Origin of the sequence: Neobacillus drentensis, assembly GCF_036965645.1 — a bacterium.
Taxonomy (GTDB): Bacteria; Bacillota; Bacilli; order Bacillales; family Cytobacillaceae; genus Neobacillus; species Neobacillus drentensis_D.
This window is the reverse complement of sequence record NZ_JBALPZ010000005.1, coordinates 208-23,219: the sequence shown is the minus strand read 5'-3', so window position 1 is coordinate 23,219 and position 23,012 is coordinate 208. Positions and strand designations below refer to the sequence as shown.

General features: G+C 44.0%; 25 protein-coding genes. 19 read left to right on the top strand and 6 right to left on the bottom strand.

What is annotated here, in order from left to right:
* Positions 1-115: 115 nt before the first annotated feature.
* From V7266_RS00670 to V7266_RS00655, 4 genes are all read left to right on the top strand, one after another.
* A complete protein-coding gene (locus tag V7266_RS00670) occupies positions 116-430 on the top strand; it encodes an anti-sigma factor antagonist (RefSeq protein ID WP_335465252.1) in 315 nt (104 codons plus the stop codon).
* A 14-nt stretch (positions 431-444) separates the two neighbouring features.
* Complete coding sequence (gene rsbW, locus V7266_RS00665) at positions 445-927, top strand: anti-sigma B factor RsbW (RefSeq protein ID WP_335465250.1); 483 nt, start codon at positions 445-447, stop codon at positions 925-927.
* On the top strand, positions 893-1,687 hold the full coding sequence (gene sigB, locus V7266_RS00660) for an RNA polymerase sigma factor SigB (protein WP_335465248.1): 795 nt from the start codon (positions 893-895) through the stop codon (positions 1,685-1,687). The genes rsbW and sigB overlap by 35 nt, the downstream gene beginning before the upstream one ends.
* Before the next feature lie 61 nt (positions 1,688-1,748).
* Positions 1,749-2,909, top strand: coding sequence for a PP2C family protein-serine/threonine phosphatase (locus V7266_RS00655; protein ID WP_335465246.1), 1,161 nt, complete (start codon positions 1,749-1,751; stop codon positions 2,907-2,909).
* A gap of 385 nt (positions 2,910-3,294) precedes the next feature.
* Here the strand turns inward: V7266_RS00655 and V7266_RS00650 are convergent, their stop codons facing one another.
* Positions 3,295-3,750: a Dps family protein gene (locus V7266_RS00650; RefSeq protein WP_335465244.1), complete on the bottom strand. Its 456-nt coding sequence runs from the start codon at positions 3,748-3,750 to the stop codon at positions 3,295-3,297.
* Positions 3,751-3,986: 236 nt separating this feature from the next.
* Here V7266_RS00650 and V7266_RS00645 point away from each other — a divergent pair, with 236 nt between their 5' ends.
* Entirely contained in the window at positions 3,987-6,761 is a 2,775-nt protein-coding gene (locus V7266_RS00645; RefSeq protein WP_335465242.1) for a CHASE3 domain-containing protein, read from the top strand.
* Positions 6,762-6,775: 14 nt separating this feature from the next.
* Complete coding sequence (locus V7266_RS00640) at positions 6,776-7,621, top strand: CheR family methyltransferase (RefSeq protein ID WP_335465257.1); 846 nt, start codon at positions 6,776-6,778, stop codon at positions 7,619-7,621.
* Positions 7,622-7,631: 10 nt separating this feature from the next.
* Here the strand turns inward: V7266_RS00640 and V7266_RS00635 are convergent, their stop codons facing one another.
* On the bottom strand, positions 7,632-7,772 hold the full coding sequence (locus V7266_RS00635; RefSeq protein WP_335465240.1) for a hypothetical protein: 141 nt from the start codon (positions 7,770-7,772) through the stop codon (positions 7,632-7,634).
* Positions 7,773-7,868: 96 nt separating this feature from the next.
* Here V7266_RS00635 and cls point away from each other — a divergent pair, with 96 nt between their 5' ends.
* Entirely contained in the window at positions 7,869-9,368 is a 1,500-nt protein-coding gene (cls, locus tag V7266_RS00630; RefSeq protein WP_335465239.1) for a cardiolipin synthase, read from the top strand.
* Between the two features lie 243 nt (positions 9,369-9,611).
* Here cls and V7266_RS00625 read toward each other — a convergent pair whose 3' ends face one another.
* Both V7266_RS00625 and V7266_RS00620 read right to left on the bottom strand, forming a co-directional pair.
* Entirely contained in the window at positions 9,612-9,866 is a 255-nt protein-coding gene (locus V7266_RS00625; RefSeq protein ID WP_335465237.1) for a GlsB/YeaQ/YmgE family stress response membrane protein, read from the bottom strand.
* Positions 9,867-9,935: 69 nt separating this feature from the next.
* A complete protein-coding gene (locus tag V7266_RS00620) occupies positions 9,936-10,283 on the bottom strand; it encodes an IDEAL domain-containing protein (RefSeq protein WP_335465235.1) in 348 nt (115 codons plus the stop codon).
* 146 nt (positions 10,284-10,429) lie between these two features.
* Between V7266_RS00620 and V7266_RS00615 the strand changes: the two genes are divergently transcribed.
* From V7266_RS00615 to murA, 5 genes are all read left to right on the top strand, one after another.
* Complete coding sequence (locus tag V7266_RS00615) at positions 10,430-10,756, top strand: general stress protein (protein ID WP_335465234.1); 327 nt, start codon at positions 10,430-10,432, stop codon at positions 10,754-10,756.
* A 67-nt stretch (positions 10,757-10,823) separates the two neighbouring features.
* Positions 10,824-11,003, top strand: a complete 180-nt coding sequence (locus tag V7266_RS00610) for a hypothetical protein (protein WP_335465233.1) — start codon at positions 10,824-10,826, stop codon at positions 11,001-11,003.
* Between the two features lie 187 nt (positions 11,004-11,190).
* Complete coding sequence (locus V7266_RS00605; RefSeq protein ID WP_335465232.1) at positions 11,191-11,424, top strand: DUF1146 family protein; 234 nt, start codon at positions 11,191-11,193, stop codon at positions 11,422-11,424.
* 288 nt (positions 11,425-11,712) lie between these two features.
* On the top strand, positions 11,713-12,495 hold the full coding sequence (locus tag V7266_RS00600; protein WP_335465230.1) for a YwmB family TATA-box binding protein: 783 nt from the start codon (positions 11,713-11,715) through the stop codon (positions 12,493-12,495).
* 32 nt (positions 12,496-12,527) lie between these two features.
* On the top strand, positions 12,528-13,838 hold the full coding sequence (murA, locus tag V7266_RS00595; protein ID WP_335465228.1) for a UDP-N-acetylglucosamine 1-carboxyvinyltransferase: 1,311 nt from the start codon (positions 12,528-12,530) through the stop codon (positions 13,836-13,838).
* Positions 13,839-13,993: 155 nt separating this feature from the next.
* Here murA and V7266_RS00590 read toward each other — a convergent pair whose 3' ends face one another.
* Entirely contained in the window at positions 13,994-14,254 is a 261-nt protein-coding gene (locus tag V7266_RS00590; RefSeq protein ID WP_335465226.1) for a hypothetical protein, read from the bottom strand.
* Here V7266_RS00590 and spoIID point away from each other — a divergent pair.
* From spoIID to V7266_RS00565, 5 genes are all read left to right on the top strand, one after another.
* Positions 14,232-15,272 (top strand): stage II sporulation protein D, encoded by a 1,041-nt coding sequence (gene spoIID / locus V7266_RS00585; protein ID WP_335465224.1) that lies wholly within the window; start codon positions 14,232-14,234, stop codon positions 15,270-15,272. The two genes, V7266_RS00590 and spoIID, sit on opposite strands and share 23 nt — an antisense overlap.
* Positions 15,273-15,336: 64 nt before the next feature.
* Entirely contained in the window at positions 15,337-15,747 is a 411-nt protein-coding gene (locus V7266_RS00580; RefSeq protein ID WP_335465222.1) for a hypothetical protein, read from the top strand.
* A gap of 24 nt (positions 15,748-15,771) precedes the next feature.
* Entirely contained in the window at positions 15,772-16,731 is a 960-nt protein-coding gene (locus V7266_RS00575) for a nuclease-related domain-containing protein (RefSeq protein ID WP_335465220.1), read from the top strand.
* A gap of 194 nt (positions 16,732-16,925) precedes the next feature.
* Positions 16,926-17,741: a peptidoglycan DD-metalloendopeptidase family protein gene (locus V7266_RS00570; RefSeq protein WP_420491287.1), complete on the top strand. Its 816-nt coding sequence runs from the start codon at positions 16,926-16,928 to the stop codon at positions 17,739-17,741.
* Positions 17,742-18,097: 356 nt separating this feature from the next.
* Complete coding sequence (locus tag V7266_RS00565; protein WP_335465219.1) at positions 18,098-20,098, top strand: penicillin-binding transpeptidase domain-containing protein; 2,001 nt, start codon at positions 18,098-18,100, stop codon at positions 20,096-20,098.
* A gap of 259 nt (positions 20,099-20,357) precedes the next feature.
* Here the strand turns inward: V7266_RS00565 and V7266_RS00560 are convergent, their stop codons facing one another.
* On the bottom strand, positions 20,358-20,669 hold the full coding sequence (locus V7266_RS00560) for an MGMT family protein (RefSeq protein WP_335465218.1): 312 nt from the start codon (positions 20,667-20,669) through the stop codon (positions 20,358-20,360).
* 619 nt (positions 20,670-21,288) lie between these two features.
* On the opposite strand from V7266_RS00560, the gene spoIIID reads away from it, so the two are divergent.
* Together spoIIID and V7266_RS00550 are read left to right on the top strand one after the other, a co-directional pair.
* On the top strand, positions 21,289-21,561 hold the full coding sequence (gene spoIIID / locus V7266_RS00555) for a sporulation transcriptional regulator SpoIIID (protein ID WP_007086083.1): 273 nt from the start codon (positions 21,289-21,291) through the stop codon (positions 21,559-21,561).
* A gap of 265 nt (positions 21,562-21,826) precedes the next feature.
* Positions 21,827-22,828 carry a rod shape-determining protein gene (locus V7266_RS00550; RefSeq protein WP_335465217.1) on the top strand — a complete coding sequence of 334 codons (1,002 nt, stop codon included), beginning with the start codon at positions 21,827-21,829 and terminating at the stop codon, positions 22,826-22,828.
* Positions 22,829-23,012 lie beyond the last annotated feature (184 nt).

Genomic DNA, 23,012 nt, shown 5'->3' with positions numbered 1-23,012 from the left:
AGCATGAGAACCGTCCCCTCGCTCCCGCCTTCTCAAAAAATTTTTTTAAAAAGTAGGTTTAGGTTGTTTTAGACTGGGGTAAATACACTATAAATATCTTAGAGGTGATGATGGAATGAATCTAAGCATAGATGTACATCAGAAAAACGAGGAAGTATCGGTGATACTAGCCGGCGAAATTGATGCTTTTACAGCACCAAACCTTAGAGAGGAATTATTACCGCTCGCTGACAAAAAAAATACAACCATGATGATCAATCTTAAGGATGTTTCGTATTTAGATAGTACGGGTCTTGGTGTCTTTGTCGGTATTTTTAAAAAGCTGAAGGAAAATGGCGGTGAATTAAGACTGATGGAGCTATCGGATCGATTGAAACGGCTCTTTGAGATTACAGGCCTAGGAAATATAATGAATATTTCGGCAAATTAAGAGGGTGGGGGACGATGAAACAAGTGATGGACTATATTGAAATGAAAATTCCTGCAAAACCAGACTATGTTGGTGTGATTCGATTGACTTTATCCGGAATTACCAGCCGCATGGGTTATACATACGAGGAAATTGAGGATATTAAAATTGCGGTAAGCGAAGCCTGTACCAACGCAGTCCAGCATGCGTACAAAGCGGAGGAAGGCGGAGAGGTTACCATAGGCTTCGGTATCTATGAGGACAAGTTAGAAGTGATGGTAGCCGACAGCGGGGTGAGCTTTAACTTTATCCAGACCCGGAACGAACTAGGCCCTTATACAGAATCAAGTACGGTGGAACAACTATCAGAGGGAGGGTTAGGTCTGTTTCTCATTGAAACACTTATGGACGAGGTCCGTGTTTTAGATCATTCCGGGGTGACGGTCTTCATGGCGAAGTATCTAAGTGGGGAGCGTGAGAATAATGGGACAACAGCCACAACCCATGAGGCGAACTAAGGAAGAAATTGACGCCCTGATAGTAGAATTCCAACAAACTGAAAATCCCCTTGCCCAAACGATGTTAGTAGAACACTATACGGCCTTAGTCGGGAGCCTTGCGAGGAAATATTCAAAGGGAAGAGATTTCCATGAGGATATCATGCAGGTCGGAATGATTGGCCTTTTGGCAGCAATCCGAAGGTATGACCAAGGTGCCGGGAAGGCATTTGAATCTTTTTTAATCCCCACAGTAATTGGAGAAATCAAGCGGTTTTTACGCGATAAAACATGGAGCGTCCATGTCCCGAGACGAGTCAAAGAAGTTTGGCCCAAGCTAAAAAACGTCGTGGACGAGCTGACCAATCGATACCAGCGTTCTCCCAAAATTCATGAAATTGCGGAATACATGGAACTATCGGAAGAAGAAGTATTAGAAGCAATGGAAATGGGGAAAAGCTACCAATCTGCTTCTGTTGACCTGCCGATTGAAACAGGTTCAGAGGGGAATGTGGTAACGGCCCTAGATATCCTAGGGACCCCTGATGATGGCTATGAAAAGGTTGACCGGAAACTGCTGCTAGAAAGCGCCTTGCATGTGCTGTCCGAGCGAGAAAAGGAAATTATCCATTGCACGTTTGTGGAAAATAAAAGTCAAAAGGAAACGGGTGAGCAATTAGGAATCTCGCAAATGCATGTATCCCGCCTCCAAAAAAAGGCGATTGAAAAGCTTCGAAAAGAACTCGGAAGAGACTCCTTTCAAGGAGTAAACACTTTCTAAATAGAATAAAAGGTGCCTGTCACCCGGGGGTGACAGGCACCTTTTTAAAAGGGAGGGGCCTATGAATATAGTCATTGTGGATGATAATATAACCAATTTGATGATTATTGAGAAGATCCTGCAAAAAGCAGGCTATGATCAATTGGTTTTGTTATCATCTGCCAGGGAATTGTATGATTATCTGCAGCTAGATGCGCCAAGTTCTGTGGAAGTGCCAGCCGATTTAATTTTAATGGACTTAATGATGCCTGAGATTGATGGGCTTGAAGCTTGCCGGACGATACTGGCCAATGAGCGGTATGAAGATTTGCCGATTATTATTGTCACGGCTATGGGGGATTCCTATAAGATGGCGGAGGCCATGGATGCCGGTGCACTGGATTATGTCATGAAACCGATTAATAAAGTCGAGCTGCTGGCCCGGATTCGGTCTGTTCTCCGCTTAAAGTATGAAAAGGATCTCCGAAAGGAACGAGATAAGCGAATTCAGCATGAGTTGGATTTGGCCAAACAGGTTCAGCTTAGTATGCTGAGTGATCCGATTGTACAGGAGGATGTGGCGATTTCAGCCGTCTATAAGCCTTCCTTTGAACTCGCTGGAGACCTGTATGCCTGGTACCAAATCAGCCCGGGACGTTATGGGGTGATCTTGCTTGATATGATGGGCCATGGGATTTCGTCTTCGCTTGTTTGTATGTACATATATTCGACATTAAAGGATGCGATTACAGATTTAGGAGACCCTGAGGCTGTGATGCAGGAACTTAACCGCAGAATGAATCAGCTCCAGATGCCTGATAGCCTAGAAAATTATTATTTTACAGCCATTTATTTTGTGCTGGATACCACTGAGCGGACGATTGAATATGTTAATGCTGGTCATCCGGCGGGGATTGCGATTGTGGACGATGAAGTGAAGCTGATGACGGATGGCTGCTGTCCACTTGGCTTTTTTGAGGAGATTGATGTGACCAACGGAGTGATTCCTTTTAAAAAGGAAGCACGCATTTTGCTGTTTACGGATGGTTTATCAGAGGGGCTTGAGGAGAAATATGAGGAGGCCATTTCGAAATTGGTTAGCAGTATGAAAGAGCAGGGGATGGATGATCCGAAGGAGTTATTTGAACAGCTGCAGTTGAGTTCGGAGATGCTGCAGGCTGCGAAGGATGATATGTGCTTGGTGATGGTCGCGACGAATGGGGGGCCAAGTGTTCTTGGGTAAATCATTATGTGGTTGGTTTATATTATAACCCCTGAAGGAGAGGGAGAATCGCGGTTACGGGGGTTAAGAAGGGTTTATAACCCCTGAAGGAGAGGAGGAATCGCGGTTACGGGGGTTAAGAAAGGTTTATAACCCCTGAACGAGGGGAAGGATCTCAGTTTTGGGGGTTAAGAAGGGTTTGTAACCCCTGAAGGAGAGTGGGAATCACAGTTTCAGGGGTTATGAAACAATCATGACCCCAATAGGTGGTTCCCCGGCACGCGCGCGGAGAACGAAGCCGCCTGGAGCGGAAATCAACAGCCATTTTTTCAGTGCCCTTCCCCTAGCCACTAGTTCAGAGCAATACGAAAGGGTGCCAGCTATTAAACTAGCACCCCGTTTAAAATTATTCTGCTAAATAAGCCTTCAACATCCAGCCATGCTTCTCCAGCGAAGTCCGAATCGCAATAAACATATCGGCCGTCGGCTGATCATCTTGGTCCTCTGCAGTCGTGATCCCTTCCGTAAGCTCACCGCAGACAGTGTCAAAATCATCGGCCAGCGACTGAACCATCTCCTGCGCTGTCTCATCCCCATTCGCTTCCTTAATCGACGAAAGGTCTAACTGCTCCTTAAGAGTGGCAGTTGGTAACGAACCAAGTGACAACATTCTCTCCGCAATTGTATCCAGATGCAGCCCTGCTTCCGTATACAACTCTTGGAACTTCACATGCAATGTGAAAAAGTTTTCCCCCTTCACATACCAGTGATAATGGTGCAGCTTCATATAAAGAACAGAGAAGTTTGCGACCTGCTGGTTTAGTACCTCTGTTACTTGAGCCTTTTCTTTTGTTTTCGCCATCTTCTTAATCCCTCCAAGATTGTGTGATACCAATGTAGTACCCGTTCCCCAATCAGGCGAAACACTAATAATTTTTAAAAAAAGAGGTTTAAGAAGTTTAAAAAACGGGTATTAGAAGTAGGATTAATAGACTAGAAATGAAACTATTACTATAGTATCAAAATGGTTTGAACAGGGTGAAAGTTAATATTTTACAGGTTAGAATAAGAGTATATTGATTATGGGGGGCGGTTACCATGAAGGGGTTTAACTTTAACATCCATGCAAAAATTATCATAGGATACCTAACCATTTTGCTTTGTTTGGTCCTGTCGCTATTAACGGTGATTAATAGAATGACAGATTTGCAAAATGAGGTAGACTTTGTTTCCGATCACGATATAGAAGTACATGACCTGGCCAATCAGATTCAAAAAAATGTGCTGGACATGGAGACCGGAATGAGGGGTTACGCTATAACCGGAGATGAGGAGTATCTTGAACCCTATAATGAAGGAAACCGAAGCTGGCTCAATAATTATAATAATCTTCATTCCCTGCTGGCAGATAACGGATCTCAGCAGCGGAATTTGGAAGAGATCAAACCGTTAATACTAAACTGGATTACGAATTCCGGCGAATTGGTGATCAATGCCAAAAAGAACAATGATACCACTTTATTGACAAAGCATTTTGCGGAAAACAAAGGAAAAAAAGTGACGGACCAACTGAGGACGCAGTTTGCATCGTTTCTATCTACGGAAAAGGGATTGACAGCAGGACGAATCAATAAGCTCAATGAGCATACCAAAAATTTAAAATTAATCTTATATGCGATCATTATTTTAGTAACAGCCTTTACGATTGCCATCGCTGTGCTCCTTTCTAACTCTATTGTTAAAACCATCAAACAGGTAGTAAGAACGATTAACGGAATAAACGATGCCAACTCCAATGTCGATCTGTCGACACGGATAAAAGTGAACACACGGGATGAGACCCGGGAATTGGCTGAGGCGATGAATGACTTGCTCAGTAATCTCGATAAGCACAACTGGGTGCAAAGAAGCCTGACTGAGATTTCCACTTTATATCAAGGGATTACCGATATAAATGAGCTGTCGCAATTGTTTATTAACAAACTTTCGCCACTGCTTCAGGCCTCATATGGTGTGGTTTATCTTCGCCGTGAACAAGGGGGCGAAGTGGATTTTGTCAAAGTAGCTGGTTACGCCACCGTGGATGACGACCTCGTCAAGACTCGCTTCCGCTTAGGCGAAGGGGTCATTGGCCAGGCGGCCGCTGATAAGAGAATTTTTCTCATTGATCAAATCCCAGAACATCATTTTAAAATAACAACAGGGTTAGGCGCATCGAACCCGCGTAATCTATTAGTTGCCCCAATCCTATTTGAGGACCGAGTAGAAGCTGTCGTTGAGTTTGCGGCACTGGAGCCGTTTGAATCACAGCATCTGACCCTGCTGGATTTGATACAAGATAAGTTTGGCTCGTCGATTTCAAGTGTAGCGGGACGAATGGAAGTGGAAAGGCTCCTGGCGGAATCGCAGGTCCTGACCGAAGAATTACAAGCACAATCCGAAGAGTTGCAGGCACAATCCGAAGAATTGCAAATGCAGCAAGAGCAATTGCGGCTTTCAAATGATTATTTGGAAGAACAAAAGGAATATGCGGAGCAGCGGGCAATTGATCTTAAAAAAGCGAAGGACGAGCTTGAGGATTATTCGTTGAAATTAAAGCTGAGTTCCCAATACAAAACGGACTTCCTGGCAAACATGTCGCATGAACTCCGGACACCATTAAACAGTATTCTCATCCTCTCGCAAATGTTGATGGAGAATACTGCGGATATGGATCATGAGGAAGTGGCCGAATACGCGCGGGTCGTCAATACATCCGGAGCAGATTTACTGCGGTTGATTGATGATATCCTGGATTTATCCAAAATCGAAGCCGGGAAAATTGAAATTTTAACCGATGAGGTGAACATTACTGAGATTCCACAAACCATGCGGAATTTGTTTAACCCCGTGGCAGCGAAAAAGGATTTGCAGTTCGACATCAGGATGGATCCAAATGTACCGCCTGTCATCTCGACAGACGGACAACGATTGCAGCAAATTTTAAAGAACCTTTTATCGAATGCTTTTAAATTTACGGAGCAGGGCGGCGTGACGCTTCAAATTGAACTGGCACCTCCTGAAAAGTCGGGTCCATTACTCAATAAACAAACGAGAGAACCCGTACTTGCTATCTCGGTAACTGATACCGGAATCGGTATTCCACAGGAAAAACAGCAGATTATTTTTGGTGCTTTCCAGCAGGTGGATGGGACGACAAACCGGCAATATGGCGGAACGGGTCTTGGTTTATCGATTTGCCGTGAATTCACCCGTCTGCTTGGCGGGTCAATCGAGGTCCAAAGCGAGCCGCAAAAAGGAAGTACGTTTATTTTGTATATTCCAAGCCGTGTGGAGGCGGAGGAGTCCCTGCCGCTCGACGTTCAACTGGCAAGGGAGGAAGCTGCCGCTGCGAGTGAAGTAATGGAGGAACCGATCGCGAAGAGCGAGGCACCGAAGGACGGCCGCGATGAAGCTGAAGTGGAATATCCGGATAAGCAGTTGTTTAAAGGCAAAAAAGTCTTGTTAGTAGAAGACGATGGCCGCAATGTCTTTGCCCTTGTGACCGCCTTAGAGCGGAAGGGTGTGACGGTTAATGTTGCACAAAACGGGAAGCAGGCATTAGAAATGCTGCAAAACCGGTCCGATTACGATCTTGTTTTTATGGATATTATGATGCCGGTTATGGGTGGTTATGAGGCCATGAAGATCATTCGTGAAGACCTTGGCATGCACAATCTGCCGATTATCGCATTGACGGCCAAGGCGATGAAAGGTGAACGGGACAAATGTATGGAAGCTGGTGCTTCTGATTATATTATGAAGCCGTTGAATATCGATCAACTCTTCTCGTTGATGCGGGTATGGCTGACAGAGCAGGTGAACCAGGATTGAGCAACCAGACGACAATGGAATTTTTAATGGAAGCAGAGGAACCGATCAACGAATTGCAGGAAGTTGAAATCAATTTGCTGCTCGAAGGACTCTATCAGATGTATGGCTATGACTTTAGAGGGTATGTCCGTGCTTCTTTAAGAAGAAGAATCTTAAACCGAATGAAAGCAGAGCGGCTTCCGACGATTACGGCCCTTTTAGAAAAAGTCCTTCATGAAAAAGGGTATTTGGAACGTTTGTTAAATGACTTGTCGATCCGGATGACGGAAATGTACCGTGACCCTAGTTTCTTTGCTGCTTTTCGCAGCCAAGTCGTGCCGCTATTGAGGGACCTTCCGGAGATCCGCATCTGGCATGCGGGCTGTGCCACAGGTGAGGAAGTGTATTCGATGGCGATTTTGATGATGGAAGAGGGATTGGCGAAAAAAACGAAAATCTATGCTACGGATATGAATGAAAAAGCCTTGCATGCCGCTCAAGAGGGAGCGTTTCCCCTAAAGAAAATGCAGCAGTATACAAAGAACTACCTTAAAGCGGGCGGGAAGAAGGCTTTTTCTGAATATTATACGACGGATCATCAATATGCTTATTTCAACTCGTGCCTGGAGGAGAATTTGTTTTTTGCCCAGCATAACTTGGTCACGGATGGTTCGTTTAATGAGTTTCATGTGATTTTATGCCGGAATGTGATGATTTATTTTGATAATGAGCTGCAGCAGCAAGTTCATCATTTGATTCATAACAGCCTGGCGGACGGGGGATTTGTGGGCTTCGGCAGTAAGGAGTCGATTTTGTTTGTTCCTAAGAGTTTGAAATATAAGGAATTTAATTCACAAGAGAGGATTTACCGGAAGGTGTAAAAATCGCTGATTAATTCTTATTTTTGCCGATAAGTGGAGGAAAACCGCCGATATCAGCTGAAAAACCGCCGATATAAGAAGGAAAACCGCCGATATCAGCTGAAAAACCGCCGATATCTCTACTTTTATATCCGCCAGCCAATTTTTTCAAGGACGTTTGAAGCCTGCCCGACCATGGGTGAGGCTTCTTTTGTTTTAATGACAAAAAGAAAGGGTATTTCATAGGAAAAAAAGGGTGAATGCCGTAATGAAAAGAAAACGCTTCGAATGGCTCTTTGCAGCGCTGATGCTGCTCTTTGGATATTCAGTCTTTTTTGTGGAGACACCTGCTTGGTGGAAGGCCATGTGTCTGACACTTTATGCTTTTCTCATCCTCTCCACGGTCCTGGCTCTATGGCTGGAGAACCGCCCCGCCCAAACGACACTCTTATGGACCTACATATTAGTGTTGCTGCCAATCCTGGGATATATCTTTTATGTTTACTCTGGTCAATTGCTCGTCAAAGGGGAGCTGTTTAAAAGCAAGCGGATGAACGATCGAGAATTCCTAGAAGCCCTGGGGAAAAAACAAAAAAAGCTCGACCTATCCAACCTGAATGACCATCAGCGCCGGTTTGCCAGCTATTTGGAGAAGGTAACGTTAACGGACCAAAACCAGAACACAAAAACCAAGATTTTACGGAACGGCGCGGATACCTTTAAGGAAATTAAAAAGAGGTTAGAGGAAGCAGAGGACTTTATTCATCTGGAATATTATATTTTTCGCTATGACCGCTTGGGACAGGAACTGATTGATATTTTAAAGGAAAGAGTCAAGGCGGGCGTTGAGGTGCGGCTGTTGTACGATGCGGTCGGAAGCTTCTTTCTCTCAAAGCCGATTATAAAAAAAATGGAGGAGGCTGGGATCAACATACAGCCTTTTTTACCGCTAAATAGAGGCTGGTACAATCAGAAAATTAACTTCCGCAATCACCGCAAAATCATTGTCATTGATGGAAAAGTAGGCTTTGTCGGCGGATTAAATGTCGGCGTTGAATACCTTGGTGAAGACGACGATTTCGGCTTTTGGTGTGATAGTCATGTCGTGCTTGAAGGGGAAGCCGTTCAAACCCTGCATGCAGTGTTTTTGCTAGATTGGAAGTACGCCTGCGGCGAAATACTTTTTGAACAAGAACGCTATCTAAGACCGATACCAGTGCCCGGTGATGGATTGGTGCAAGTCGTCGCTACGGGTCCGGAAACACGAGACATGAGCGACCACTACTATTCGATGATTAGCAGTGCCACGGAATCCATTTGGATCGCCACCCCTTACTTCATACCCAACCAGGCCATCCAAACCGCACTCCGACTCGCAGCCCAAAACAACATCCAAGTGCGGTTAATGGTGCCTGACACCAATGACGGTTTTCTGACCCAATATGCGACGCAATCGTATTTCCCGGAATTGTTACGGGCGGGTATTGAGGTTTATTCCTACCAAAAGGGCTTTCTACATAAAAAGGTGATCATCGTGGATGGTGATTTGGCCTCGATTGGTACAGCCAATGTGGATATGCGGAGTTTTCATTTGAATTTTGAAGTGAATGTATTTTTAACGGGTACGGACTCGATTAAGGATCTTGTTGCCCATTATGAGGAAGACCTAAAGGATTGCCGCCGCATCCGGCCGGTGGAGTTTTATAAGAGGGGCTTGGAGGTTAAATGGAAGGAATCGTTTGCCAGGTTGTTTTCTGGGGTTTTATAAGGGGTATTCGCCGAGGGGCGAGTACCCTTTTTTATTAAAGAAAGTATAAATTTTGACCTCGAGAATTGTCCAGCTCTAGGCGCCATCGGCTCGAGGTCACAAGCCAATCCGTCCAAAAGGTTAAAGAACAACCTTTCGGCCGGCTCGTCTTGTGCTTGTCGCCGATAGGCGGGCGCCTTCCGCTTTTCTTATAGCAAAATAAAAGAGACTGACGGGAAGTCAGTCTCAGTTGAAGCTTGATGGTTATGCAGTTTTTCTCATTCCTTTTAAGATGAGACTTAAAACAAATACAAGGACTATTGCACCGATGAGAGCTGGGAGGATATAGAATCCGCCAATCACTGGCCCCCATCCGCCTAAAATTAATGAACCAAGCCATGCACCTATAAAACCTGCAATAATATTTCCGATAATTCCTCCTGGTATATCACGACCAAGAATAAGTCCAGCTAACCAGCCGATAATTCCTCCAATAATTAATGACCAAATAAATCCCATGAAAATGTCTCCTTTCTATTTTTCATTGAGTTATGCTAATTAAATACCCGCACCTCTCAGCACTTAAACTTAAAAGCTATACTTATTTTGATTTTGCTTGATGCGCTCCTTGAGGCGGTGCTGGGGATCCTGCAGGGCGTTATCTAGAAAATGATGACAGAGCTTTAATTCAAACGTGCGCTTTTTAAATCCTTCTTCATCTCGTCGATCAAGGCATTGGTCAATTTCTCGTTTCAACAGGCTGATTTTTGAAATAATTTCAGCCCGGCGCCTTTGATCTTCCTTCCATTTTTGTGAATTTTCCCATTGATAATCACTAAGTTTGGTTAATCGCAGGCCGCACTTGCATAGCGTTTCACCCACATTCAACACCTTAAACTCCGCATTTCCGCAATTTTTACAGATTAATTTTCTCATAATATCCACCTCCTGAATTAATTGGTGCTTTCTATATACCCACCTTGAATTTGATCCTAAACGTAATAGATTTTTAGAAAAATAGGTTTCAAACCAGCAGGAGCGGTTATATACGTAACATAAGTTGAACAAAAGGAGGAAATAAAATGGAAACAGTTAAAATCGTGGAAAATGGTGTACAAGCTAAGAAGGAAATTGAGCAGTTAATGATGAGCGGCTATACAAAAGATGAAATTTACCTATTAGCACATGATCGTAACCGCTCGGAGGATTTAACGGATTCCTTAGAAATTAATGATATTAGTGTTCAGGAACAAGGCGTCTTCGATTCGATCGCCAATGTATTCCGGACGCGCGGCGATGAACTCCGCTCTAAATTAGAGTCATTGGGGTTATCAAGTAATGATGCAGAACGGTATGAAGAAGAAATGGACCGCGGTAAGGTCATCGTCGTAGCATCAAAATCTGCTTAATATAGAAGAAACCGATAGGAAGCGCTTGTTTCCTATCGGTTTTATAAAAAATAATGAGGTGATAAGGATGAAATTTTCGAAGCAAAGTTTAGATACATTATTAGGTGTCCACCGGATAGCGAGACATAAAACAAGAAGGAAGCCCAGCCTAGAGGAATATTTTGAAAACCCGATTATTCACAAGGAGATTCAAGGGGAACGGGTATTTGTCCCACTAAATATGGACCGGGTTTGGAATGAAGCCTAACGTTGATTTGCCTGCTTAACCATTATTCTTCTACTTGAGGATGATTGTTTAGGCAGGCAAATTTTAGTTGTAAACCCTTTCCATATTCTGAAAATTACTAAAATTTCCAATCGGTGAATCTTTTCTGATTTTTATTCGTCTATATGATAGAATGTTCAGTGGACCTGAATAAAGGGAGGACTGTTCGATGGATGATTTTGGGCAAATAGCGCTAGTTAGTATCCTGTCACATATCGTCTTTATTGCGATCGCTTGGTATGCACTGCAGGCGGTTCGCTTGGAGAAGCTGTTGAAGCCGAACCATGTGTTCCAGGCGCGACTACTATACATATTGTTGGCTATTGTTATCGGTTCATCTGTTAGTAACTTTTTCCTCGATTACCTCCAATGGTCAAGACAGCTGCCATTGATGCTTCAATAATGTGAGATGGCTGAACAAGCTTGAGGCCATGCGGCAAGCGGGTTTGTTGGAATGTGATTTTTATGAAGCATGAGAACCGTCCCTATGCTTCGCCATGCTTTCGACAAAATTGGAAAAAATTTAGGTCTTCTTGCATGTTCCCAATTGACAATATTTTGAGTACAATCGAGTTTATGTGGAAAGATAAGTATGTCCCACAGAAGTTTAGCTTTGTCAAAAAGTGACGACATTTCGAGAGTATTGCTCACTTGCTGCCTGGTAACAATGGTGGTAAGGGGGAGTCGAGAAATGAAGACACAAGTAAAGTACTTTTTATATATGATTGCGATTGTAAGTTTGATTGTTGTTGCGATGGGAAACCGAACAACTGAAGCCAGGAGCGGGAGCAACTCGTCCATCTTACCAAAAGGCGCCGATGATTTAGTGAAAATAGGCTCTGTTTTTCAAGCCGAAGATATTTTGCTCAATGATTGGTCTTTTTATGCACGTGAACATGTGACGGGTATGAAGAGTGTTGAGGAAATGCAGGATTATGCGAAAAAGCTTCAGCAGAAGTTTCCAGATTGGAAATGGTCTGTAACGAACACCAGCCAGAAATGGCAAGTGACAGCAGTATCTCCAACATCAAAACACCACCAAGAAACGCTTCAATTGATGTCTTCCCACACAAAACAACCAGTAGATGCGTATATAGTATATAGTGTTCGTGGAAGCGAGTGGAACAAGGCGACTGAGGGCTTTTTCACTACCAAAACATTCAGAAATAGGCTATCTGACATATTTCGTGGCAAACCTACAGTTTTTTCTTGTATGAAAGGCGTTTTCAGTGATAAGATTGATAAGGCTTTGGCAAAGAAAACTGACAAGATTATGTCAGATTTTAATGCGAAAGAGATCGAAGCGTTAAAAGAGGAGAATTTCATGTCTGTTTCGGCATCATCGCCAATGTTTACAGGCTCCATAGATCATAAATTGAATAACATGAATGTACAAATTGGCTTACGCTCCGAAGGATTGGGCGCGAAGACTACCATAGTAGTTGGAACCCCTATCATTACGATTGAATATTAATATAGAGAAAATGGACGCGGAGGGGAATACTCTTGGAAAAGATCATCGTCCGCGGCGGACAAAGGTTATATGGAACGGTTAAAGTTGAAGGTGCAAAAAATGCCGTTTTGCCTGTTCTCGCTGCAACATTATTAGCAAGTGATGGAAAAAGTGTGATACGTGATGTACCCACACTCTCCGATGTATACACAATTAATGAAGTGCTACGCAACTTAAACGCTGAAGTGGACTTTGACCATAATACAGTTGTTGTTGATGCATCTAGAGTGTTAAAAGAAGAGGCGCCGTTTGAATACGTACGAAAAATGCGTGCGTCTGTCCTCGTTATGGGGTCGCTATTGGCTCGAAATGGCCGGGCTCGTGTTGCTTTGCCTGGCGGATGTGCAATTGGATCCCGTCCGATTGACCAGCATCTAAAAGGCTTTGAAGCTATGGGTGCGAAGGTTAAGGTAGGGAATGGCTTTATTGAAGCGGAGGTAGAGGGCCGCTTAAAAGGTGCTAAGATTTATCTGGATTTCCCAAGTGTTGGCGCAACAGAAAATATCATGATGGCTGCATCCCTAGCACAGGGTACAACCATTATTGAGAATGTTGCGAAAGAACCAGAGATTGTCGATTTAGCTAATTTCTTGAACAAAATGGGCGCTCGCGTGAAGGGTGCCGGCACTGGTACTTTACGTATTGAGGGCGTTGACGTATTATTTGGCGCTGATCATGCGATCATTCCTGACCGGATTGAAGCAGGTACGTTTATGGTAGCTGCAGCGATTACGGGTGGAGACGTATTGGTAAGAGGTGCTGTACCTGAACACTTATCTTCTTTGATTGCGAAAATGGAAGAGATGGGTGTTGAGATCCATGAGGAAGAAGATGGCGTTCGTGTCATCGGTCCTGATCGTTTGAAAGCTGTCGATATTAAAACGATGCCACACCCAGGTTTCCCGACTGATATGCAATCTCAAATGATGGCATTATTGCTTCGTGCTGAGGGTACTTCCATGATTACGGAAACGGTGTTTGAGAACCGTTTTATGCATGTAGAAGAGTTCCGCCGCATGAATGCTGATATCAAGATTGAGGGCCGTTCTGTTATTTTAAATGGACCGTCTAATTTGCAGGGGGCTGAGGTGTCTGCAACTGACCTTCGTGCAGCAGCAGCATTGATTCTAACTGGTTTGGTGTCGGATGGTATGACACGCGTGACTGAGTTGAAACACTTAGACCGCGGTTATGTGAACTTCCACGGCAAGTTAGCTTCATTAGGCGCAGATATCGAACGCGTCAAAGAAGCTGATGAAACATTTGTCGAAGTGAAGAAATATGTTTCTGATATGAATGCTTAAAGCTTAATACAATAGAGTGAAATATAAGTGAAAGAATCCCTTAGTAGGCAGTCGTCTGATATCCGACGGCTGCAGTACTAAGGGATTCTTTTGTTTTGATTAGGTTTGTGAGGTGGTAACAGTGGTGGTGGTGACAGGCACCGTTTAGTAGCTTTCTACATTGGCTGCATTGCTAATGGTGCTTTTATATTATGTATAGTGTAGAAACGGTGCCTGTCACCTTTTTTTAGTTCAACACTGTGTGTAAATTTGGATTGGTGCCTGTCACTATTTTCAACATGTTTCGCTGAAAAATCTGTAATAAATGCTTGTCCGCTTCCATATGTATGAATGGAGATGTATTCCGGCAGGTTGTGCTGGCTCAAGAAATTTTTACACACTGGAGGCACGATCATGAACAAAATCAAACCACTCATCGTACTAGCGTCACTCCTCATTGCCTTAACCATCATTATACCCTCGGTTGTGGTCCTGCCCTTTTCCGGTGACCGCCAGTCAAGCGGGAAGCTTGGAGAGGACCTAACAAAGGCCTCAGCAAAAGAAACGAGTACAGCCCCAGGTGTGGATTCTCAGACGGGGGTAACCGTATCCGTTTTCCGCTCAGCTAAAGGGATAATTGAAAAAGTACCTTTTGAAGATTATCTGGTTGGGGTAGTGGCGGCCGAAATGCCTGCAGATTTTAAGGAAGAAGCCATCAAGGCCCAGGCCCTTGCAGCAAGAACCTATATTGTCAACAGACTAGTGAATAAAGACACGATGGGTGTCCCAAAGGGTGCTCAGGTAACGGATACGCAAATTCACCAGGTTTATATGAATGATGCTGAAATGAGACGGGACTGGGGTCAGGATTATGCTTGGAAAAAGAAGAAAATTGTCGAAGCAGTTCGTTCTACGGGCGGCCAGATTTTGACGTATGCTGGAAAACCGATTGATGCCCTGTTTTTCTCCACCGGTAATGGTTATACCGAAGACTCAGAAGACTACTGGGCAGGCAGCATTCCTTATTTGCGAAGTGTCGCAAGTCCATGGGATAAAGAGTCACCAAAGTTTTCCAATCAGAAGGTGTTGACGGTGAAAGTGTTTGAGGCAAAGCTCGGTGTGAAGATTGGTTCAAGTTCGACGATTGGAAAAATTGTCGCCCGTACCACTGGAAAAAGGGTAGCGAAAGTAGACTTTAATGGCAAGGTGCTCACTGGTAAGGATATTCGTGAAAAGTTGGATCTGAAGTCGTCCGATTTTTCTTGGCAGCGGAAGGGCAGTAATATTGTGATCACGACGAAGGGATTCGGGCATGGTGTTGGGATGAGTCAATATGGTGCAAACGGGATGGCCGAGGATGGGTCTGATTACAAGGAGATTGTGAAGCACTATTATAAAGGGGTAGAGATTGCCTCTGCACAGAGTATGCTGTCTACTTTGACGGCGCAAAAGTAATGTGACTAGAGCCAGGTGGGGGCACCTGGCTTTTTGATGTTTTGGGATTAGCGGGGTGGTGGTGGTGGCTTTTCGGGAGGTGTCCGGTAAGTGGAAAAAGTGTCCGGTAAAAATGAAGGTCGGCAGGTATTTTCCGGAAATGGCAGGTAAAAAGTTCAAAGTGGCAGATAAAGGCCTTTCTCTTTTAAAATGGAAACTTTCATATAAGAAGAGAAGGTACCGCCGGGAGTATTTTTTCGAGAGGTGTCCAGTAAATCGGAGAAAATGTCCGGTAAAAATAAAGATAGGCAGGTATTCTCCGAAAATGGCAGGTATTTTTTCAACACGGCAGGTAAAAGGTCCAAAGTGGCAGATAAAGAATCCCTGCCTTCCAAAATGGGAACCATCCATCCCTTTACCTCCACCATCTCCCAAATATTTCATAAAATCGACAAATAATTCGTGCAGGATATCGAGTGAAAGGAAAGAAACTTAATAAAAAAAGAAAGGATTGATGTATTTGTTCGCGAAAGAATGCACACTTCCAATACTCGTACAAAAACACGAGGCACTCGACACTCGGATTATCCCCAACCACCCTATTCGGCCCACACTGATAAATGAATATAAAAGTCGACTAGCGGGATACAAAGGTGAAAAATCACTAGACTTCTACCTGAGCATGCTCCCTGAGGAAAAATACCTTATCTTTCACAGCCTGCGCATTCCATTAGGCAACTACTATTTTCAGATTGATATCCTCCTGCTTACTACTACCTTCGGCCTCGTCCTTGAAGTCAAAAATAGAATCGGTGAATATCACTTTAAAAAATACCTCAATCAGACCACCATTCAAACACACGGTAAAGAAGAACGCATAAAAAATCCAGTGCTGCAAGCAAAACTCCAGGCCTTAAAGCTTAGCAAATGGCTCAAGAAGAACCATTATGATGACTACCCAATCTATTACCTATTTGTTAACAGCAACGAAAAAGCACTCATTAAAGCCGAGCAGGGGAACGAATCCATTCTCCGGTTTATCTGTAACAGTGAAGGACTCGTCGAAAAAATCAATCAAATCGCCAATATGAACCAAAAGGAGAAACTGAACGAAAAAGAACTCCGCAAACTTAAGCGCCTCCTCTTAGCCAGCCATACTCCTGACAATACCGACATCCTCGAACATTTCCACTTATCTCAGGATGATGTCCTCACAGGTGTGCACTGTCCCATGTGCCGGTGCCTAGCCATGAGCTGCAAGAACGGTACGTGGGTATGCCCTCATTGTAAATATAAGTCCAAAACAGCTCACATCGAAGCTATTAATCACTACTTTCTCTTATATAAACGGACCATTACTAATAAAGAGCTGCGCCATTTCCTCCAGATCGACTCCCCAAAGACCGCAAACCGAATTTTGCGCCAGCTGGGTTTAGCCTATTCCGGCACTTATAAAGATAGAAAATACTTCCAAAGTTGAATTTCAAATGGGGCGGAGAGCACACTCGACTAATAGTCACTATTTCTATATAAAAATCAGAGAATAAATTCCTTGAAAAATATTTTTCAAAAGAATGCATAAAAACATCCTCACTGTCGAAAAATAAGTTTTAAAAAAATTTTTTCACTGGTGTATATAATTCTACTGATCTGTTCAGAATGATTGCTGAGGTGATGAAAATGAGAGAGGAAGAAAACAAGCGATCTTCTCAAAGTTCCAGTGTAAAACGCTTTTTCAAAAAGCGTTGGGTATTTCCAGCCATTTATATCGCAAGTGCAGCAATCATTTTAACCGGGGTTCTATGGTATCAGACATCTAGCAGCAACAGTAATAAATATGATTACAAGGCCACTGACCTTTCCGGGAAAAAGAACAACGCTCCAGCAGTTGAAGTAAACAAGTCAATTGAAAACTTCAAAATGCCGGTAGCAAATGCCGATGATGCCGTAGTCAAAACAAAATTCTATGATTTCCAAGGTAAAGCAGCAGACCAGGAAGCCGCATTAGTATTCTACAATAATACGTATGTGCCAAACACTGGTATCGACATCACAACGAAAAAAGGCGAAAGCTTTGATGTGACCGCATCACTTAGCGGAACCGTTACACGTGTCGAAGAAGATGCAACCCTAGGGAACGTCATCGAAATCGATCATGACAATGGAATTGTTACACAATACCAATCTGTTAAAGACATACAAGTGAAGGTTGGCGACCAAGTAAAACAAGATCAAGTTATTGCCAAGGCTGGACAAAGCTTGTTCAATGAAAAAGCTGGAACGCATGTACATTTTGAAATCCGTAAAGACGGTGTAGCAGTAAACCCAACAAACTACTTCGAAAAATCGTTGAGCACACTGCAAGAAGACACTTTATCGGATGATAGCAAAGAATCGTCAAAAACTCCTGAAGTAAAGGAAGACCAACAAAAAAATGAAAGCCCGGCTTCCGACGATTCAACAAACTCTACAGACAAAAGCAACTCATAATACAAGTAACAAAGGGGAAGGGGAATAAATACTTTCCTCTTTTTTTTTGTGTGAGCGTGGGGACGGTTCTCATGCTTCCGAAGCATGAGAACCGTCCCCGTGCTCACGCGCGCTCCCTTTTTGGGTCAAAAAAAAATCCGGCACGAGGTCCGGATTATCAAAGGGGGTTTGAATAAGTGTGAATAAACATAGTATAGCGCCTAGATATGAACAAACTATTAATAAACGATTAATATTTTCTAAAAAGGAACTTAATTTTGGGGGTTTCGAAACGGACTGATGCTGGACTCGTTTTTGTACATTAAAATCGTATCCTTGTGTAAATATGTTAAAATGGTAATAAAAGGAGGGATTTGGTGTTGAAAAAACTATTCGGGATCCTGCTCCTGCTCATCATCACAGCTCTTGCAGGCTGCAGCAAGGAACCGACCCCAGAACAACGATTCTCCGATTACATAGCCTTATGGAACCAGCAAAAGTTTGCTAAGATGTACGATTACCTTTCTAGTGATGCAAAAAAGAAGATTACCAAGGAACAGTTTACTAGTCGCTATCAAAAACTCTATGAAGACCTTCAGATTAAAAACCTCAAGGTTGACTTCAAAAAGCCGAAAGAAAGTCAGAGCGACAAGGAACAAGCCCAATATTCTTTTACTGCCAGCATGGATAGTATGGCTGGACCGATAAAATACACGCAGCAAGCTAAATTACAAGAAGAAAAAAGAGACGATAAAAAGAACTGGTATGTAGACTGGAATACTGAGTTTATTTTTAAAGGAATGAAAGATGGCGACACAATTGGCGTGAATACCACAGCACCGAAACGAGGCGAGATTCTTGACCGCAACGGCTCAGGTCTAGCGGTGAATGGCCAAGTGTACGAGGTCGGTGTGGTTGCCGGTAAGGCGGATGATCCGGTGATTGCGCAGTTAGCGCCATTGCTAAAAATGACGCCTGAGCAGATTACGAAAGCGCTCGGGGCAAGCTGGGTGCAGCCGGGGCAGTTTGTGCCCTTGAAAAAGGTGTCGATGGACGACAAGGAACGGATCGCGCAGTTAGTGGCGTTGGAGCCGGTCCAGACGCGCAAGGTAGATGCACGGGTGTACCCTTATGGGCAGTCTGCGGCCCAGCTTGTCGGCTATGTCGGGGTGATTACAGCCGATGAACTCGAGAAGCTCAAAGACAAGGGCTACACGAGCAGTGATGTGATTGGAAAGCGCGGCCTTGAACAGGTGTTAGATGAGCAGCTGAGGGGAACGAGCGGCGTGAAAATTGTCATCAAGAAAAAGGCCGCCGGGGCAGCGAATGTGGTGCTGGCCGAGAAGCCGGTGGTTGACGGCAAGAATGTCAAGCTGACGATTGATGCTGAGCTTCAGAAATCCGTGTTTACCGAGATGGGCGGGGAGGCCGGGGCCTCGGCAGCGATGAACCCGTTAACCGGTGAGACGCTCGCGCTTGTCAGCAGTCCGTCGTTTGATCCGAATCAGGCGGAACTCGGTTTTTCTGCGGAAGAATGGAAGACGCTTCAGGATGATCCGAAGAAACCGTTGACCACGCGTTTTAAACAGGCGTATGCGCCGGGTTCGGTGATAAAACCATTGACAGCTGCAGTCGGTTTGACGAATGGGACGCTTGTGCCGGGTGAAGCGGTGCCGATTATCGGCAAGCAATGGCAAAAGGATAAATCTTGGGGCAACTACTTTGTGACAAGGGTTCATGCTGGAACAGATCCTGTCAACCTGGAAAAAGCCCTCGTGTATTCCGATAATATTTATTTTGCGCAAGCAGCATTGAAGATCGGGAAAGACAAGTTTGTCGACGGGCTGAAGAAGTTCGGATTTGAAGAGGATCTTGGTTATCCGTACCCACTTGAGAAGTCGATGACGGGTTCAATGGGAAATGACATTGCGGTTGCTGACTCAGGATATGGTCAGGGTCAGGTGCAAATGAGCATTGTCCATTTGTTGTCTTCTTATACTCCATTTGTGACTGGCAGCGGTAATGTCATCAAACCGATTTTGCTGGCGGATGAGCAGCAGGGGCAGGTTTGGAAGACTGCGGTGGTTTCAGCTGAGAACGCTAAGCTCATTGCCGCAGATTTGCGGAAGATTGTCAGCGATTCTGGGGGTACGGCCCGTGCGGCTGAGATTTCAGGGTATCCGTTAGCCGGCAAGACGGGGACGGCGGAGATTAAGCAGAAGCAAGGGGAAACGGGCACGGAAAATGGCTGGTTTATTGCGTATAATTCGGATAATCCAAGCTTGATGGTGGCGATGATGGTCGAGAATGTTCAGGACCGGGGCGGATCATTGGTGCCGGTGAAGAAAGTGAAGAGTGTGTTTGAGAATTGGAAGTAAGAAGGGAGCACAAGTGAGATTTTGATATCACTTGTGCTTTTTTTATTGGGTTAACTGGGGGGCTGGCTAGTTTAGGAAAAAGGAAAATTAGTGGGATTTGGGCTTACCAGCCGGAATTCAAGAAATACCTGCCATTATAAAAAAATACAAGCCGAAAATGGGAAATTACAAGCCGTAATAAAGAAATATAATCCGAAAATAGGAAATTACCTGCTACTAGACTTTTTGTCTGCCTCAACACCACGGCCTGAGTCAACGGCTAATCTTCAGGGTGAAATTGGTATTTTACTAAATCAATGACACCATTCAGACCGATCTCCACGCCTTCACTTTCGAGGGAGAACAGCTGTTCATGATAGGATTCGTCATCTGAGAGGGCGATCTTACCCTGACTGTTGATGACACGGTGCCAGGGAAGTTTGTATTTCCTGCTCATCGAGTGAAGGACACGCACAACCTGGCGGGCGGCACGAGGACTTCCGGCGTATGCGGCGATCTGTCCATAGGTCATCACTTTGCCTTCAGGGATGCTGCGAATAATTTGTATGACATTTTCTGTAAAAGGGGTCATGATAAGTAGTTCCTTTCTAAGGGGTATGAAGTCTGCATAATTTAGAATAAGACCATTATATACTATTTTGAACAGGTGAGTGGAAGAGCCCCCGGGCTTGACTACAAAGCGGGAATTCCCAAATTTTCCGGTGGTTCCTTTAAAAAATCGATAAAACAAACTCCATTAAAATAACATTTTTCATAAAAATTCATTCGACAAATTCCTTAAAAGACTTTAGGTCAATCTGATTAAGAACAGGGGAAAAACCCTTGGGAGACGCGGGTTTTGAGCGAATGTCGAAAAAAACGAAATTGTCCTATTTTCAAAAAATTTCCTAACCCGCCTTGTCCTGATTATCTATTTTGTGCATAAACCCTTATCCAAGCTAATAAAATGGTTACAAACCTTTACAAAGAGAGTGTTTGAGGTGAGGAGTCGTTTGAAGATAGCGGGTATTCAGCCGGGGACATGATTATTCATTGTATTGACAGAAGGTAACAACTTTCTGCCGTGTGAGAACAATTGTCTATTTGTGGTGCCTGTCACCATTAACACTACACACGGAAGTAGAATTCGTCGAAGTGATAAGCGGGTCTCATTTCACACTACTCACATCCAATTTAGGGAGGGCGAGAGTGTGCACGATTACATCAAAGAGAGAACTATCAAGATTGGAAAGTATATCGTGGAGACGAGGAAAACGGTTCGCGTGATTGCGAAGGAGTTTGGCGTATCCAAAAGTACGGTCCATAAGGATTTGACAGAAAGACTTCCTGAGATTAATCCAGAGCTGGCAAATGAGGTAAAGGAAATTTTAGATTACCATAAATCAATCCGTCACCTCAGGGGTGGAGAGGCGACCAAAATGAAATATCAAAAAGAAGAAAAGGAAGGCGAGGCCGTAAAGTAAGCTCTCAAGCCACTTGCCAATGACCTCATTTATCCGGATACCTTCCGTGGAAACCTAAAAAAGGTGAAACAAGCAATCTGATTCCAGATTGCTCTTTTCATGCAAACAGTTCGATTTCTTATTTAGAACTCCTAAACTTCAAGAAAATCCTCCAAAAAGACATTATAATTTCATTAAATTGTTATGGAAAAGTAACGGAATATGATACAATTGTCAATTAGGAAAAGTATGTGGATTTTTGTTTCCAAGGAGGAAAGAAAAGAGAATGTTTGCAAGGGATATTGGGATTGACTTAGGAACGGCTAACGTGCTGATTCACGTTAAAGGCCGTGGAATTGTACTAAATGAACCTTCCGTCGTAGCGATTGATAAAAATACAAATAAGGTTTTAGCAGTTGGTGAAGAAGCACGCCGCATGGTCGGCCGTACACCAGGAAATATCGTGGCCATCCGTCCGCTGAAAGATGGCGTTATTGCGGACTTTGATGTAACCGAAGCGATGCTAAAACACTTTATTAATAAATTAAATGTGAAGGGCTTTTTATCGAAGCCCCGCATCTTGATCTGCTGCCCAACGAACATCACCAGTGTGGAGCAAAAGGCGATCAGAGAAGCGGCTGAAAAAAGCGGCGGCAAAAAGATTTATTTGGAAGAAGAGCCAAAGGTGGCGGCAATTGGTGCCGGAATGGACATCTTCCAGCCTAGCGGTAACATGGTAGTAGATATCGGGGGAGGAACAACAGATGTAGCCGTACTTTCAATGGGCGATATCGTGACTTCTTCCTCCATCAAAATGGCCGGCGACAAGTTCGACATGGAGATTCTCAACCACATCAAGCGCGAGTATAAGCTATTGATTGGGGAGCGCACGGCAGAAAATATTAAAATTAACATCGGTACGGTCTTCCCAGGTTCCCGCAAAGAGGAAATGGAAATTCGCGGCCGTGACATGGTGAGCGGGCTTCCTCGTACGATTACCGTTCATTCTGAAGAAATTGAAGGTGCATTGCGTGAATCAGTGGCCGTTATTGTACAAGCGGCAAAAAGTGTCCTTGAGCGCACACCGCCAGAACTATCTGCTGATATCATCGACCGCGGCGTAATCTTAACCGGAGGCGGCGCATTGCTGCACGGCATTGATATGCTCCTTGCGGAAGAATTAAAGGTACCGGTATTAGTCGCAGAAAATCCAATGGATTGCGTAGCGATTGGTACAGGCATCATGCTTGATAACATCGATCGCATCTCCCACCGCAAATTAGGATAACTACAAACCCGCAAAAAGTCTAATGAAACAGGCCAGACAAGCCTAAGTCATTAGACTTTTTTAGTTGAGGGAGCCTGGGTCATGGGACGTTTCCTACGCACTGAAAAACTCTAACAAAAAAAGGTATAATCCTCATAATTAATAAAAGAACTCTGTTGATTGGAGCGGAAGGCGGCGAAGACTC

What these genes read in the sequence shown, in the direction of transcription:
- V7266_RS00670 (WP_335465252.1), top strand. Translation starts at nt 116, where the DNA reads ATGAATCTAAGCATAGATGTACATCAGAAAAACGAGGAAGTATCGGTG.
- V7266_RS00645 (WP_335465242.1), top strand. Translation starts at nt 3,987, where the DNA reads ATGAAGGGGTTTAACTTTAACATCCATGCAAAAATTATCATAGGATAC.
- V7266_RS00600 (WP_335465230.1), top strand. Translation starts at nt 11,713, where the DNA reads ATGAAGACACAAGTAAAGTACTTTTTATATATGATTGCGATTGTAAGT.
- V7266_RS00590 (WP_335465226.1), bottom strand. Translation starts at nt 14,254, where the DNA reads ATGAGTGGTTTGATTTTGTTCATGATCGTGCCTCCAGTGTGTAAAAAT.
- V7266_RS00615 (WP_335465234.1), top strand. Translation starts at nt 10,430, where the DNA reads ATGGAAACAGTTAAAATCGTGGAAAATGGTGTACAAGCTAAGAAGGAA.
- V7266_RS00550 (WP_335465217.1), top strand. Translation starts at nt 21,827, where the DNA reads ATGTTTGCAAGGGATATTGGGATTGACTTAGGAACGGCTAACGTGCTG.
- V7266_RS00650 (WP_335465244.1), bottom strand. Translation starts at nt 3,750, where the DNA reads ATGGCGAAAACAAAAGAAAAGGCTCAAGTAACAGAGGTACTAAACCAG.
- V7266_RS00640 (WP_335465257.1), top strand. Translation starts at nt 6,776, where the DNA reads ATGGAATTTTTAATGGAAGCAGAGGAACCGATCAACGAATTGCAGGAA.
- V7266_RS00605 (WP_335465232.1), top strand. Translation starts at nt 11,191, where the DNA reads ATGGATGATTTTGGGCAAATAGCGCTAGTTAGTATCCTGTCACATATC.
- cls (WP_335465239.1), top strand. Translation starts at nt 7,869, where the DNA reads ATGAAAAGAAAACGCTTCGAATGGCTCTTTGCAGCGCTGATGCTGCTC.
- sigB (WP_335465248.1), top strand. Translation starts at nt 893, where the DNA reads ATGGGACAACAGCCACAACCCATGAGGCGAACTAAGGAAGAAATTGAC.
- V7266_RS00570 (WP_420491287.1), top strand. Translation starts at nt 16,926, where the DNA reads ATGAAAATGAGAGAGGAAGAAAACAAGCGATCTTCTCAAAGTTCCAGT.
- V7266_RS00620 (WP_335465235.1), bottom strand. Translation starts at nt 10,283, where the DNA reads ATGAGAAAATTAATCTGTAAAAATTGCGGAAATGCGGAGTTTAAGGTG.
- V7266_RS00610 (WP_335465233.1), top strand. Translation starts at nt 10,824, where the DNA reads ATGAAATTTTCGAAGCAAAGTTTAGATACATTATTAGGTGTCCACCGG.
- V7266_RS00560 (WP_335465218.1), bottom strand. Translation starts at nt 20,669, where the DNA reads ATGACCCCTTTTACAGAAAATGTCATACAAATTATTCGCAGCATCCCT.
- spoIID (WP_335465224.1), top strand. Translation starts at nt 14,232, where the DNA reads ATGAACAAAATCAAACCACTCATCGTACTAGCGTCACTCCTCATTGCC.
- V7266_RS00625 (WP_335465237.1), bottom strand. Translation starts at nt 9,866, where the DNA reads ATGGGATTTATTTGGTCATTAATTATTGGAGGAATTATCGGCTGGTTA.
- V7266_RS00655 (WP_335465246.1), top strand. Translation starts at nt 1,749, where the DNA reads ATGAATATAGTCATTGTGGATGATAATATAACCAATTTGATGATTATT.
- rsbW (WP_335465250.1), top strand. Translation starts at nt 445, where the DNA reads ATGAAACAAGTGATGGACTATATTGAAATGAAAATTCCTGCAAAACCA.